The 14,518-nt window shown below is 69.8% G+C and carries 9 protein-coding genes and 1 riboswitch; of the genes, 3 read left to right on the plus strand and 6 right to left on the minus strand.

Annotation, left to right across the window (positions count from 1 at the left end; genetic code table 11):
• Positions 1-61 precede the first annotated feature (61 nt).
• The 3 genes from GA0070619_RS09980 to GA0070619_RS09990 form a co-directional block, all read right to left on the minus strand.
• A complete protein-coding gene (locus GA0070619_RS09980) occupies positions 62-1,480 on the minus strand; it encodes a WGR domain-containing protein (RefSeq protein WP_088947803.1) in 1,419 nt (472 codons plus the stop codon).
• A gap of 62 nt (positions 1,481-1,542) precedes the next feature.
• Entirely contained in the window at positions 1,543-2,502 is a 960-nt protein-coding gene (locus GA0070619_RS09985) for an acetamidase/formamidase family protein (RefSeq protein WP_088947804.1), read from the minus strand.
• Positions 2,503-2,582: 80 nt separating this feature from the next.
• Positions 2,583-3,608, minus strand: coding sequence for a polysaccharide deacetylase family protein (locus GA0070619_RS09990; RefSeq protein WP_088947805.1), 1,026 nt, complete (start codon positions 3,606-3,608; stop codon positions 2,583-2,585).
• Between the two features lie 363 nt (positions 3,609-3,971).
• Here GA0070619_RS09990 and GA0070619_RS09995 point away from each other — a divergent pair, with 363 nt between their 5' ends.
• Together GA0070619_RS09995 and GA0070619_RS10000 are read left to right on the plus strand one after the other, a co-directional pair.
• Entirely contained in the window at positions 3,972-5,054 is a 1,083-nt protein-coding gene (locus GA0070619_RS09995; RefSeq protein ID WP_088947806.1) for a glycoside hydrolase family 19 protein, read from the plus strand.
• 261 nt (positions 5,055-5,315) lie between these two features.
• The gene (locus GA0070619_RS10000; RefSeq protein ID WP_088947807.1) at positions 5,316-10,931 is read left to right on the plus strand and encodes a GH92 family glycosyl hydrolase; all 5,616 of its coding nucleotides are present in this window, start codon (positions 5,316-5,318) and stop codon (positions 10,929-10,931) included.
• 145 nt (positions 10,932-11,076) lie between these two features.
• Here GA0070619_RS10000 and GA0070619_RS10005 read toward each other — a convergent pair whose 3' ends face one another.
• The 3 genes from GA0070619_RS10005 to GA0070619_RS10015 are packed head-to-tail and all read right to left on the minus strand — an operon-like array spanning position 11,077 to position 12,643.
• Positions 11,077-11,682 (minus strand): histidine phosphatase family protein, encoded by a 606-nt coding sequence (locus tag GA0070619_RS10005; RefSeq protein WP_197699629.1) that lies wholly within the window; start codon positions 11,680-11,682, stop codon positions 11,077-11,079.
• The gene (locus GA0070619_RS10010) at positions 11,679-12,449 is read right to left on the minus strand and encodes a CbtA family protein (RefSeq protein WP_088947808.1); all 771 of its coding nucleotides are present in this window, start codon (positions 12,447-12,449) and stop codon (positions 11,679-11,681) included. Before GA0070619_RS10010 ends, GA0070619_RS10005 begins: the two co-directional genes overlap by 4 nt.
• Positions 12,440-12,643 (minus strand): CbtB domain-containing protein, encoded by a 204-nt coding sequence (locus GA0070619_RS10015; RefSeq protein WP_088947809.1) that lies wholly within the window; start codon positions 12,641-12,643, stop codon positions 12,440-12,442. The genes GA0070619_RS10010 and GA0070619_RS10015 overlap by 10 nt, the downstream gene beginning before the upstream one ends.
• A 35-nt stretch (positions 12,644-12,678) precedes the next feature.
• Positions 12,679-12,825, minus strand: a riboswitch (cobalamin riboswitch).
• A 654-nt stretch (positions 12,826-13,479) separates the two neighbouring features.
• Here GA0070619_RS10015 and GA0070619_RS10020 point away from each other — a divergent pair.
• Complete coding sequence (locus GA0070619_RS10020; protein ID WP_088947810.1) at positions 13,480-14,487, plus strand: ABC transporter permease; 1,008 nt, start codon at positions 13,480-13,482, stop codon at positions 14,485-14,487.
• The last annotated feature ends 31 nt before the right edge of the window (positions 14,488-14,518 follow it).

A 14,518-nucleotide genomic window follows, 5' to 3' on the forward strand; every position in this document is an offset into this window, starting at 1 on the left:
GGCACACCCATCGCGGCAGCAGCGCCGTTGCCGTCTGCCCCCGGCTGCCGTGCACCGCCGCTCAGCGCAGGCGGCGGATGTCGCCGAACGCCCGGTAGAACCCGCCCCGGCCGGCCTCGCGGACCTCGGCCACCAGGTAGCGGGCGCCTGGCTCGCGGATCCCCTTGGGGAACTGCACCGACCAGTCGCGTCGGTAACCGTCGGAGAGCACCTGGACCCGCAACCGCCCCCGATCGTCCAGGCACTGCACCACCACGCCCGCGCCCGCGTCGCTGGTCACCTCGACGACCGTCGGTTGCACGGGCCGTGGTGCCTCACGGGGGGCCTTGACGTCGCGCACCTCGGGCACGTCCCCGGCCTGCGCCGCACGGATCGCCGGCTCGCTCGCGTCGATGCAGGCCAGGTGGCCGCCGGTGGTGACGACGTAGAGCCGGTCGTCGTGGTATTGCATGGAGTAGGCCGAGCCGCAGCCGGTGCCGAGCTTCCACAGCCGCGTGCCGGCCGCGTCGAAGCAGTAGATCGAGGACTGGCTGTCACCGGCGAAGACGTACTGGCCGCCCTCCGCCGTGGCGCACGAGAACACCGGGGCGTCGCACCGGTAGGTGCGTTCCAGTCGCCCTGCCTTGGACAGTCGCACCACCTCGCGGGTGCCGGTGCCGGCGAACACGCTGCCGTGCTCCTGCCAGCCGAAGAGCACCGAACCGGTCCTGGTGTGCCACAGCTCGCCGCCGGTCCGCCACTCGTAGCCGGTCACCCCCTGCGAATGGCCGTGGTAGATGGCGTCGCTGTCGCACCGCACCATCCACGCCGAGCGGCCCCGCCCGGGCCGACGCCACAGGAACTCGTCCTCGTGGTCGACCGCCGTGATCCCGCCGTCGGCATCCGACACGCCCAGCACCCCGTCGTGGATGTCCAGCCAGTAGATGTCGATCTCCGGGGCGATCGCGTACGCCACCCGGGGCATCTTGCCCGAGAGGTCGTAGACGTTGCCGTCATCGCAGCCGGCGTAGATCCAGGCGTCGTCGGCGACGATGCACTTGACCCCGTCGGGGAGGCGGACCTGACTGCGCACCTGGGCGTCGTGGTCGAGCGTGGTGATCACGCCGTGCTCGTTGCCGACCATGCAGTGCTGTCCGTCGACGAAGATGCCGAAGGCGGGAGCGCCCGAGTCGTAGCGCCAGAGCACCGGAGCGGTGTGGGCGGTGGAGCGGGTGCTGACGATCTGCCGCCGGGAGACGGTGCGCTTCTGTCGGACGCCGGGAACCGCCGGCGCGTAACCCTTCCGGACCTTCTCCCCGATCTTCTTCGCGGCGGCGGCGCGGGCCCGCGCGTTGTCCGGGTAGGCGCTGGCCTTGATCTGCCCCTGGTCGCCGATCCGGCCGTAGCGCACGGTCAGCGTGGCGTTGTCGACGATGACCTCGTAGAACTTGTGCGCACCGTCCACTTCGGACAGTTCGAGGTAGGTCGTCTCCTGGGACATGGGGGCCTCCGAGGGGTCAGCGACCGGCCAAACGTGGCCGGCGCGGCGACAGTGCGCACACGCTAACGGCGGCCCCCGACAGAATCGGCGCCCGGCCAGCCCAGCGCGTCGTCGCGGAGGACCGCGTGCGCGCCGACGGTCTGATTGACGATCTGCGTCACCCGCACGTCGACCGCGATGCTGGCCAGCGCCACCGCGTCCGCGCGGCTGAGGCCGTGCAACCGCTGCATCAGGGTCAGCATCGAGTCCAGGGCCATGAACGAGGCCTCGTCGAGGGACGCGCCGACGCCCAGGGTCAGCCACGCGTCCGCGGTGCGGGCCACCGGGCCGGTGACCGGGAAGTCGTCACGGACGTCGAAGGTCAACGTCACCTCGTCCATCGGGCACTCGATCGCGGTGCCGCCGACCTCGCCGTCGCCCTGCGCGGCGTGGCCGTCCCCGACCGAGAACAGCGCGTCGTCCACCGGGATCGGCAGCAGGAGGGTGCTTCCCGCGGTGAGGTCCCGGCAGTCCAGGTTGCCGCCCCACGGGCGCGGCGGGATCGTCGAATGACGCCCCGGCTCGGCGGGTGGCATGCCGAGCACCCCCATGAAGGGCCGCAGCGCGATCGTGTGGCCATGCTGGTTGCGGCCGGTCATCGTCGCCGGGTCCAGGGTCCAGGCATGCACCACCGGTTGTTCCTGCACGCCGTAGCGCTGGTTGAACCCGCTCGGCCAGCCGCCGGCCACGGTGGTGCCCCAGGTGGCGGGGACGACCGCATCGATGCGTACCGCGAGGGTCTGGCTGGCGCGCGCACCGCGGACCGCGACCGGCCCGACCAACGCGTGACCGTGGTCGGGTTGATGCTGCGCGACCCGGGGCCGGTCCCGGTTCGCTCCGCCGGGATACGGACCGGCCGACCACCAGCAGTCCAGGGTGCGGTACGTGACGGTGTCACCGGGGTCGATGGTGAGCACGGGCGGAAAATCGGGGGAGAAGTGGCCGTGCAGGCTGTCGTCGGAGGGCGCGAGGGTGTGTCGCATCAGTGCAGGTTAGTGGCCCCCGATCCGCGCGACAGGGTGTGCGGCGGGCATCCGGGCGCCCGCCGCACACCGGCTCGGTGTCAGCCCGCCGTGCAGGAGCGGATCTGCGGACGAGCGCCGCTGTTGCCGTTGGTCATCGTGGTGAAGCCGAAGGTGTTGCCGCTGCCGTTGGACCGCATGGTCATCACGGTGCCGCTGCTGTCCCAGGTGGCGGTGCCGTTCCAGATGGTGGAGACCCGCTGCGGCGCGGTGATGGCTACCACCACGGTCCAGGTGCTGGCGCCGCTGACCGTCACCGACGTGTTGTAGCGGTCGCCCCAGACGTTGGTGGTCGACGCCGTCGCCGTGCAGGTGCCGCCGGTGGGTGGCGGGGTGCCACCGTCGGGCGGCGGGGTCGTGCCGTCGGGCGCGACCGCCCGGCCGGTGGACGGCGAGATCATGCCGGGGCACAGGTTGCGGCTGGTCAGGTTGGCCATGATCTGCGGTATGGCGTCGCGGGTGTTCTGGATCCCGTCGTGCATGAGGATGACCTGACCGGCCTGGAGGCGGCTCGCGTTGGCCACGATCTGGCTGACGCTCGCGCCGTTCCAGTCCTGCGAGTCCACGTCCCAGATCACCTGTCGCATGCCGAGCGATGACGCGACGGACTGGAGGGTGGAGTTGGTCTCCCCGTACGGCGGCCGGAACAGTTGTGGCCGGATGCCGGTGGCGGACTGGATCGCCGAACTGGTCTGGGACAGGTCGGACTGCATCTGAGCCTGGCTCATCGAGGTCATGTGGGCGTGGTTCCAGCTGTGGTTGCCGACCCACATTCCGGCGGCCACCTGTGCCTGTGCGGCCGAGCGGTTGTTCTGGACGTTCTGCCCGACGTTGAACATGGTGGCCCGTGCGCCGTTGCTGCGCAGCACGTTCAGCAGCGCGCTGGTGCTGCCGGTCGGACCGTCGTCGAAGGTGAGACCGACGTAGCCGTTGCAGGTGGCGGCGCTCGACGGGGTCGAGGTGGCCGCGAGGACCACGCCGCACATCGCGACGGCGGTGGCGAGGACGGCGAGCGCGGCGCGCAATCGCCTCGACCACAACGCCGTACGGGGGAAGAGCTTGCTCATCTGGTGCCCCTTCTCGCGGGAGGCATAACCGGGACATCACGAAGCCGTTGCATCGACCGTGATGGATCGGAGTATTGCAGCGGGATTTCCGGCACGTCAACAAGTTCCGGAAGCCGTTCGAAACGAGGTAGGTCGGCGCCCGCTGGTCCTGGCAGTCGGTCAATCGACGTCCGATGATTCGATCCTCGCGGCATCGCTCGGATGATCCGGAAAGTGGCCGAAACTTCCGACGTCTCGCCATCGCTCCGTCGAGGAGGTGGCTCCATCGCAACAGTAAAGAAAGTAAACAGAAAATGTTACAGTCACCTATGTCTATACCTGGCCGAGTCTGCGGCCAGTGGGATCCCAGGAAGGAGTGATCACATGACGAGACTGCGCGCGCTGGTCGCGCTGGTGGCACTGACCGTCGTCGGCGGGTTGGCTGCGGTCATCCCGTCGACCGCTGCGTCGGCAGCCGCCTGCTCAGCATCGTGGCAGGCCTCGGCCGTCTACTGGGGAGACGCACAGGTCTCCCACAACGGCCGCAACTACCGGGCGAAGTGGTGGACCCAGGCCGAGGCGCCACCGGGTACGACCGGTGTCTGGGAGGACCTCGGCGCATGCGGGGGCGGCACCACGCCGCCGCCCACCGGAGGCACCTGCAACCACCCGAACTGGGCTGCCGGAACCTGGTACGCGGCAGGGGCGATCGTGCGGTACACCAACGGTCTCTACTACGTGGCCGAGCACGACAATCCCGGCTACGACCCCATCGTCAGCACCTGGTACTGGGAGCCCTACACCTGCGGCGGCCAGCCACCCACCACCCCGCCGCCCACCGACCCGGGCGGCTTCGTGGTCACCGAGGCCCAGTTCAACCAGATGTTCCCGGGCCGCAACTCCTTCTACACGTACTCCGGGCTCGTCGCCGCACTCAGCGCCTACCCGGCGTTCGCCAAGAGCGGCAGCTCTACCGTCCAGCGTCAGGAGGCGGCCGCCTTCCTGGCCAACGTGCACCACGAGACCGGCGGCCTCGTGCACGTGGTCGAGCAGAACACCGCGAACTACCCGCACTACTGCGACCCCGGCCAGCCCTACGGGTGTCCGGCCGGGCAGGCCGCCTACTACGGGCGTGGGCCCATCCAGCTCAGCTGGAACTTCAACTACAACGCCGCCGGAAACGCCCTCAACCTGCCCCTGCTGACCAACCCGTGGCTGGTGCAGACCGATGCCGCGGTGGCCTGGAAGACCGGAATCTGGTACTGGATGACCCAGAACGGGCCGGGCACCATGACCGCCCACAATGCGATGGTCGGCGGTGCCGGGTTCGGTGAGACGATCCGCAGCATCAACGGCTCGATCGAGTGCAACGGCGGAAACCCCGCCCAGGTGCAGAGCCGCGTCACGAAGTACCAGCAGTTCGTCGGCATCCTCGGTGTGTCCGCCGGAGCCAACCTCTACTGCTGATCCGCGGCCGGGCCTCGGCGCACGTCTTCTTACGGAGTCGGGGCCCGGCAGGCGGTCGTGGGTGGCCCGGCCGGTTTCATCGCCATCAACCCGTTGACACGGCCGTGCCGTGCCCGGAACTATCAGCGACAGTCCACCCGCCCCGACTCTCGTTGTTCGCCAACTCCAATGACAACGATGTCAGGGCACCGCCCACCACGCTCCACTCAGTCCAGACCTTCGACGTACTCGACCCGTTCGAGTCGAAAGGCCCCGTCCCTCATGTCGCATACCCCCCTTGCGCGTTCCCTGTCTCCCCGCCTGATCGCCGCGACGACAGCCGTCCTGCTACCGCTGGGCCTGCTCGTCGCCGCACCCCTGGCCAACGCCGCCCCCACCTCGGCGACGCCCGGCAACTTCAGCTCCTCGTTCGAGACCGCCGACCCGCAACCCGCCACCAGCACCGTGGAGGTCGGCGCGAACGGAAAACCGGTCCAGGGCAACCTGAGTGGCAAGGTCACGACCCTGCCCGGCAGCCTGCTCGGCCAGGTCAGCGCCGTGACCGCGAGCGACGAGAACCAGCCCCGAGAGATCGCCGCGAACCTCAAGGACGACGACTCGTCGACCAAGTGGCTGATCTTCCAGTCGAGCGGCTGGGTGACCTACCAGCTCGCCAAGCCGGCCACGGTGCTGCGCTACTCGCTGACCTCGGCCAACGACGCACCGTCGCGCGACCCCAGGGACTTCGTCGTCCAGGGCTCCAACGACGGCAGCACCTGGACCGACCTGGACAAGCGTGTCGGCCAGACGTTCAACGGCCGGTACGCCACCAACAGGTACAGCTTCACCAACACCAGCGCCTACGCCTTCTACCGGCTGAACGTCACCGCGAACTCCGGTGACTCGCTCGTGCAGCTCGCCGACTGGAACATCAGCGACGGCTCGGACGTCCGTCCGCCGGCCACGCCGATGGTCAGCGAAGCCACCGCCGGTCCGAACGGCGGCTACACCACCAAGCCGGACGCCGGGTTCACCGGGCTGGCCGCGCTGCGCTACTCCGGTGGCGCCGAGGGCGACGGCCGCTCGTACGCCACCAACAAGCTGTTCGACGTCAACGTGCCGGTCGGGCCGAAGACCCGTCTGTCATACAAGATCTTCCCGGAGTTCACCACGGGCAACGCCAGGTACCCGTCCACCTACGCCGCCGTCGACCTGCACTTCACCGACGGCAGCTACCTGAGTGGGCGCTCGCCCGTCGACCAGCACGGCTACCTGCTCACCGGTGCCGGCCAGGGCGCGTCGAAGGTGCTCTTCGCCGACCAGTGGAACCTGGTGCAGGCCGACCTCGGCACCATCGCCCGCGGCAAGACGATCGACCGCATCCTGCTGGCGTACGACAACCCGCAGGCCACCGGGGACACCCAGTTCCAGGGGTGGCTCGACGACATCGAGCTGACGGCCGCGCCGGCGTCGATCGACGGCACGAAGCTGACCAACTACGTGGACACCCGTCGGGGCACCAACTCGACTGGCGGTTTCTCGCGCGGCAACAACCTGCCGATCACCGCGGTGCCGAACGGCTTCAACTTCTTCACCCCGGTGACCGACGCGACCTCCAACTCCTGGGAGTACGAGTACCACCGGATCAACAACGCGGCCAACCTGCCGATGTTGCAGGGGCTCGCGATCTCCCACGAGCCCAGCCCGTGGATGGGTGACCGCAACCAGATGTCGGTCATGCCGGTCGTCGGCGGCGGTTCCCTCACCGGCCAGCCCGCCAGCCGCGCGCTCGCCTTCAGCCATGACGACGAGATCGCGCAGCCGGACCTCTACCGGGTCACGCTCCAGAACGGCCTGGTCGCGGAGATGTCGCCCACCGACCACGCCGGGATCATGCGGTTCACCTTCCCCACCGGGCAGGCGACCGGAAGTCTCGTCTTCCACAACGGCACCTTCACCATCGGCACGGACGGCACCCTCACCGGCTGGGTCGACAACGGAAGTGGCCTGTCGGCCGGTCGTAGTCGCATGTTCGTGTCCGGTGCCTTCGACCGGGCACCGACGGCAACCGCCGCGACCTCGGCCACCTTCGACGTCTCCACCACCCGGGAGGTGACGATGCGCCTCGCGACGTCGTTCCTCTCCGTCGACCAGGCGCGCCGCAACCTCGATCTGGAGGTCACCGGCAAGAGCTTCGACCAGGTCCACGCCGCCGCGACGGCGATGTGGAAGGACCGGCTCGGCCGGGTCGAGGTGCGTGGCGCCACCGAACCGCAGCTGGTCTCGATGTACTCGAACCTGTACCGGCTGAACCTCTACCCGAACTCGCAGTCGGAGAACACCGGCACCGCCGCCGCGCCGCGCTGGCAGTACGCGAGCCCGGTCTCGGCGCCGACCGGCGCGTCGACCCCCACCCAGACCGGTGCGAAGATCGTCGACGGGCAGATCTACGTCAACAACGGCTTCTGGGACACGTACCGCACCGTGTGGCCCGCCTACGCGCTGCTGTACCCGGACGTCGCCGCCCGGATCTCCGACGGGTTCGTCCAGCACTACCGCGACGGCGGTTGGATCGCCCGCTGGTCGTCTCCCGGCTACGCCGACCTGATGACCGGCACCAGCGCCAACGTGGCTCTGGCCCAGGCGTACCTCACCGGGGTCAAGCTGCCCGACCCCCTCGCGGCGTACGACGCGGCCGTCAAGGACGCGACCGTCGCGTCCGGCCGCAGCGCGGTCGGACGCAAGGGCATCGAGACGTCGCTGTTCCTCGGCTACACGCCGACCTCCACCGGGGAGTCGGTGTCGTGGGCGCTGGAGGGCTTCATCAACGACTACGGCATCGGCAACATGGGTGCGGCCCTCGCCAAGGACCCGGCCACGCCGAAGTCGGAGCGCGCCCGGCTCAAGGAGGAGTCGCGCTACTTCCTGGAGCGTGCCCGCAACTACGTCCACCTCTTCGACCCGAAGTCGAAGCTCTTCCAGGGTCGCGACGCCGCCGGTAACTTCCTCGCCGGCGACCCGCTGGACTGGGGTGGCGTCTACACCGAGACCAACGGATGGAACTTCGCCTTCACCGCCCAGCAGGACGGTCAGGGTCTGGCCAACCTGCTCGGCGGGCAGAAGGCGCTGCGGGACAAGCTCGACACGTTCTTCTCCACCCCGGAGAACGCCGACCGACCCGGCGGGTACGGCGGCGTCATCCACGAGATGATCGAGGCGCGCGCGGTGCGGATGGGTCAGCTCGGCATGAGCAACCAGCCGTCGCACCACATCCCGTACATGTACAACTTCGCCGGCGCGCCGGCGAAGACCCAGGCGACGGTACGGGAGATCCTGCGGCGCCTCTACGTCGGCAGCGAGATCGGCCAGGGCTACCTGGGCGACGAGGACAACGGCGAGATGTCGTCGTGGTACATCCTCAGCTCGCTGGGCATCTACCCGCTGCAGGCCGGGTCGTCCGAGTGGACCATCGGTTCGCCGCAGTTCACGAAGATGACAGTGCGTCGCACCACTGGCGACATCGTCGTCAACGCGCCGAGCAACAGCACCCGCAACGTCTACGTGCAGGACGTCAAGGTCAACGGCAAGAAGCAGCGCGGTCTGTCCCTGGACGTGGCCGCACTCGCCAAGGGCGGCACCATCGACTTCCAGATGGGCCCCAACCCGTCCTCCTGGGGCAGCGGCAGGAACGACGCGCCGCCGTCGCTGACCAAGGGTGACCAGGCGCCGAAGCCGTTGCAGGACACCACCGGCCCCGGCCTCGGCACCGCGACCGCAACCGGCGGTCAGGACGCCTCGAAGCTGTTCGACGACTCGTCCACCACGCAGCTGACCTTCACCTCGGCGACCCCGCAGATCTCCTGGGCGTTCCGTGGCGGAAAGCAGAAGCCGACGTACTACACCGTCACGTCCGGGGCGAGTGCTGGCGATCCGGCGGACTGGCGACTGCAGGGCTCCAACGACGGCATCACGTGGACCACAGTGGACTCCCGCAGGGACCAGGTGTTCCGGTGGCGCAGTCAGACCCGCCCGTACACGATCGACAAGCCGGGTCGGTTCGCGCAGTTCCGTCTCGCGGTCACGAAGACCGTCGGCGCCGCGCAGACCAGTCTCGCCGAGATCGAGTTGCTCGCCGGTGGCGACGTGGCCATCGGAGGCGGCGACATCGCGGTGACCGCCGCGTCCGGCGTGCACGCGACGTCCGGCGTACCGGTCTCGGTGCCGCTGGCGTCCGTCACCGGTGGCACCGCGACCGGTTACCGGGCCACGATCGACTGGGGTGACGGCACACCGGTCACCGAGGGCACCGTGACGCTGAGCTCGCGGGCCGTCTACAACATCGGTGGGTCGCACACCTACGCCACGCCGGGCTACCACCAGGCGAACGTCACGGTGACCGACGGCGAGAGCCAGAGCTCCGCGACGGTCGGCGTCGAGGTGGCGTACGCCCCGACCTCCGGCCTCACCGCCGCGTTCGACACCGTCTGCGTCGGTGACGAAGGCGTCCTCGCGGCGGACTGCGACGCCAAGACGTGGGCGTACTCACGGGCCGCCCTCGCGGCGGGCGGTGCGACGCAGGGCCAGCGGCAGCAGGTCCCGGGGACTGCGTTGCAGTTCACGCTGCCGGTGATCCCGGCCGGGCAGCCGGACAACGCCACCGGCAACGGTGCCACGGTCCTGCTCGACCTGCCGGAGGACGCGAAGAGCATCTCCTTCATCGGCGCCGGAACGCAGGGCAACCAGAGCACCACCGGCACGGCGAACTTCAGTGACGGCAGCACGGCCAGCATCCCGATCCAGATGAGCGACTGGACGCTGGGCGGCAACGCCAACGGCACCCCGTCCTACGGCAACATCGTCGTTGCCCGGACGGCGTACCGATTGAACGGCACGAGCCGGGACGGCGCCCAGCCGTTCCTGTTCGCGACCGCGCCGTACCCGATCCCGGCGGGCAAGACGCTGGTGTCGGTGACCCTGCCGACGCAGACCGGTGACCCCCGCACGGCGGGCCGGATCCACGTGTTCGCCGTCGCCAACGACGGCACGCCGGCCCCCGCGCTGGCCACTGTCGCCCCGAAGGACCAGACGGCGAACGCCGGGCAGGCCCTCGCGGCGAACCTCGGTTCGGTGACCGGCGGCGTTCCCGGCACGACCGGCTACCGTGCCCGCGTCCAGTGGGGTGACGGCACGGCTCCGGACGACGTCACCATCGGTGCGTCCGGTGCGATGAGCGGGCAGCACACCTACACGCGGGAGGGCACCTACACGGTGCACGTCACCACGTGGGACACGCTGTCGAGCAGCACCGAGGCCTTCACCGTGACCGTCGCGCGGGGCGGCTCCCAGCCGACGATCGCGCTGTCGGCTGCCGGCGCAGTCACCACCGGCGGCACTGTCACCGTCGACGGCAGCGGGTTCGCCGCCGGTGAACAGGTGACCGTCAGCGTCGGCACCGACCCCGCCCGGGCCACGAAGGTCGCGGCCTCCGCGACGGGCACGGTCCGCGTCTCGGTCCCGACCTCCGGCGACGCACAACCCGGCCGGTACGCGGTCACCGCGACGGGCGCGTCGACGCGGACGCCGGCCACGGCCACCGTCCAGGTGACCGGGCAGGCCCAGGCGCCGACCTACCAGCCGCGGGTGGCACTGCTGACCACCTCGGGTCCGCGTGGCACGTCGATCACCATCGACGGTTCCGGGTTCGTTCCGAACGAGGCGGTCACGATCACCGTCGGGAACGGCCTCGCGGTCAGCACGGTTCGCGCGAACGGTGACGGTGTCATCTCCGGCGCGACGGTCAGCGTTCCGGGTGCGGCGAAGGCGGGCGCGACCAACGTCACGCTGAGCGGCGAGAAGTCGGCGACGAAGGTGTCCCGGCCGTTCACCGTCACCGGCTAGAACGAAGTCGACGGGTTGGGCGGGTCGTACTCACGGCCCGCCCAACGTCTGAGCCGTCGGCGTTCGGACGTTGATCGACTCGGTTTTACGGAAGTCGGGGCATCGAGGCGCCGTGGATGCCCCGACTTCCGCGAACGCGAGTGGATCATGCAGGGGAGTGGGCCTGCGGCGCGCCCAGTCGGAGTTGCCAGCGCGTGCCCTGGCTGGTGAGCCGGACGATCGCCAACGGCTCCACGTCCAGCTGTCGGTACGTCGCCATCGGCAGCCCGAGGGCGTGCACGACCGCGACACGGATCACCAGCGGGTGGGTGACCGCGATGACGCGCCCGCCGGCTCGGTGCTGCTCGTCCAGCCAACTGCCGACCCGATCCCGTACGGCCGCGACGGACTCACCGCCGTGCGGCGCGGACTCCGGTGCGGACAGCCAGTCGTGCAGCGCCTGCGGCTGCGATTCAGCGATCTCCTCAAGCGACCGTCCGGACCAGTTGCCGTAGTCGCAGTCGGCCAACGCCGTCTCGATCGTCGGCAGCAGACCGAAGGCGTCGGCGGTCTGCCGGGCCGCCGCCGCTGGGCTGCACAGGCAGGTGTCGTGCATGCCGAGGTGCCCACGCCGGTCCGGATCCGCGTCGGCCTGGGCGAGGGCGGCGCGCAGACCGCCCTCGTCCAGGCCGTCGTCGGGTCCGCCGAAGCGGGCCCGACGCAGGGCGGCGGTGTGACCGTGGGCGACCAGCCGGAGGCTGGTGGCGGTCACGTGCTGGGCAGCGCGGCGGCGGCCCGACGGAGTCGATCGTGGTGCATCAGGGCCGCGAACAGCAGGCCGATCCCGGTCCAGAGCACCACCTGGGTGCCGAGGGAGGCCAGTCGGAAGTTCCACAGCAGCGTCGCGGGGAAGTCGGTGGGGACCTCCTGGAACGACGGAAGCACCACGTAGGACGCGACGGTGACCAGCAGGAAACCGCCGACGGCCGCGGCGACGCGTTGCCACAGTGGCGCCTGCGCGCCGACTGACCGGTAGCCCAGCGAGCCCGCCCACACGGCCACCAGACCGAGCACCACCATCAGCAGGTAGGTGGCGGTGCGTTGGTTGATGGTGGCCGGGTCGCCGACCGCCGGCGGGTTCGCCGGGTACTTGAGGAACGGCACGATCACCGCGCCGAGCAGCGCCGCACCGGCCAGCAGCAGGCCGGAGCGCCCGTCGTCGTCGGTCCGTCGCCGACGGGCCAGCAGGACGTACGCCGTAGCCAGCAGACCGCCCATCGCGGCGCCGAACAGGCCGGTGGCCAGGAACAGCCCACCGCGCTGGCCGCTCCGGGTGACCACTGCCTCGTCGTGCTGGTGCCCGCCAGCGGCGGGTTCGGCGTGCGAGGCCGCCTCCTCGATAGCGATGGCGGCCTCGACGTGCGGTTCGCCGGCGACGTAGGCGAACGTCCCGGCGAGCAGGCCAGCGATCAGGCCGGCGAGCAGGCCGCGGACGAGGACGGCGAGGAACGGGGGAGCGGTGGTGGCGTTCAGTGGCACGGAACACCGAGCAGGTGCCGGCCGTCGTGCATGAGCTCGTGCAGGTACGTCCCGCTGCGCGACACCGCACCCTGGTCGAACGCGACGAGGTAGGCCAGCAGGGTGAGCGCGACGACGGTCGCCAGGACCGTCCACAAAAGACGCGTGGTGCCAGCGGGATTCACCAACGGCTGGCTGGACGTGGAGCTGGACATATGATCACGAACCTCCCCGGGGATGACGCGTCCCCATCGCAAGGCTGCGGACGACCGAGCGTCCTGGCTCGCGGGCCCCATTTTGAGGTGGGGGAACCGCTCACAGTGGCGCGACCGCGCCGGAATCACACCGGCTTCCCTCGCGTCGCCGCAGATAGTGGGTCGACGGTATCGGTGCCGCCGCAGGCGGTCAACCCGGCCCCGCGTTGGGTGAAGCACCTGTGCTCGAGGACTCAGCGCCGCCCGATTCGTCAGATCAAAACTCGATCGCTGGCGGCGGGCATCGTCCGCCGCCGCCGAACCCGACGCGACGGCGAAGCTCTCCGAGCCGATGGCCGGGTGGACGGCGCGGCCTGGACGACGGTGGAACCGCGGCCCGCTGTCGAGCACGCGCTCGACAGCGATCGGCCCGGGCCGGCTGATTGTCGGCTCGGACCGGCAGGTGTGTCTGCTCGCCGCCTCGTGCACCGGCTGAGGCGGAACGAGGCGAGCGCGGCGGGCGTCGAAGGCATAGCATGTTATCGATAACAATCGGATTGTGGTTCGTTGGCTCGCGGGGCGGCCATCGACAACAGATCATGCCGTTCTGGTCGGACGTAGGGCTCCGAAGGCTCGCGTAACGACGGCAAAACATGGTCGCAAGACCTTGGCAACACACGTACGTGCATGGCATGGTAACGCCTGATCAAGGGAAACATCCGACCTATCTCCATGGGTGGTGCGGGCTTCGAGTCCGTCTCTCCCTGCCGAGGAGGCTCGGCCGGTCACCGGTGCTCCGCTCGCCGACGGCTCTCCCGTCGCGTGCGGCGCCACGCTTGGGGAGGTCAGGGCCGACGATGAGCACCGTCGAGGCAACCACCGGCACGCAGCACGGCACGCCCAGCGACTGGTTCCGGGAACGGATCTCCCACGCCGTCTCCGAGCTGACCGCCGCCACCGCGCTCGTCGTGCTGTTCATCGTGTTGAGCGTCGCCAGTCCCTACTTCCTGACCGCGGACAACCTCTTCAACATCGGGGCGCAGACCGCGGTGATCGCCATCATCGCCACGGCGCAGACGATGGTCATCATCACGAAGGGCATCGACCTCTCCGTGGGGTCGGTCGCCGCGCTCGCCGGCGTGGCGGGGGCGATGGTCGTACGCGACCTCGGCTTTCCACTCTGGGCGGCGACGGCGGTCGCGATCGGCGTCGGCGCACTGGCCGGGCTGCTCAACGGGCTGCTGGTGACCGTGGCTCGGATCCCACCGTTCATCGCGACGCTGGGAACGATGTCCGTCGGACGAGGGCTCGTCTTCATCATCACCGGGGCGGTCGGCGTCTACGGCCTGCCCCGATCCTTCCAACTGCTCGGCAACGGGGAGATCGTCGGCATTCCGTTCGCCGTGGTGATCACCGTTCTGGTCGCAGTCGGTGTCGCCTTCGTGCTCTCCCAGACCCGCTTCGGCCAGTACACGTACGCGATGGGCTCCAATCTGGAGGCCGCACGCCGGTCGGGCATCCGGGTCGGTCGGCACCTGACCGGCGTGTACGTGCTGGCGGGTGTGCTGGTCGGTCTGGGAGGCATGATCGCCGCCTCCCGGGTCAACTCCGGTCAGCCGAACTACGGGATCTCGCTGGAGCTCGACGTCATCGCCGCCGCGGTCATCGGCGGGGCCAGCCTCTTCGGAGGTCAGGGCCGGATCGTCGGGACCATCATCGGCGCGTTCCTCATCGCCCTGGTCCGCAACGGCGCCGTCCTGCTCGACATCAGCATCCACTACCAGCAGGTGATCGTCGGCCTGATCATCTGGGCCGCCGTCTACTTCGACCAGTACCGCCGCCGGCGGCTGGAATCACGGGGTTGACATGCCACTTCGAGCGTCCGAACGAGGAAGG

Origin of the sequence: Micromonospora zamorensis, assembly GCF_900090275.1 — a bacterium.
GTDB lineage: Bacteria > Actinomycetota > Actinomycetes > Mycobacteriales > Micromonosporaceae > Micromonospora > Micromonospora zamorensis.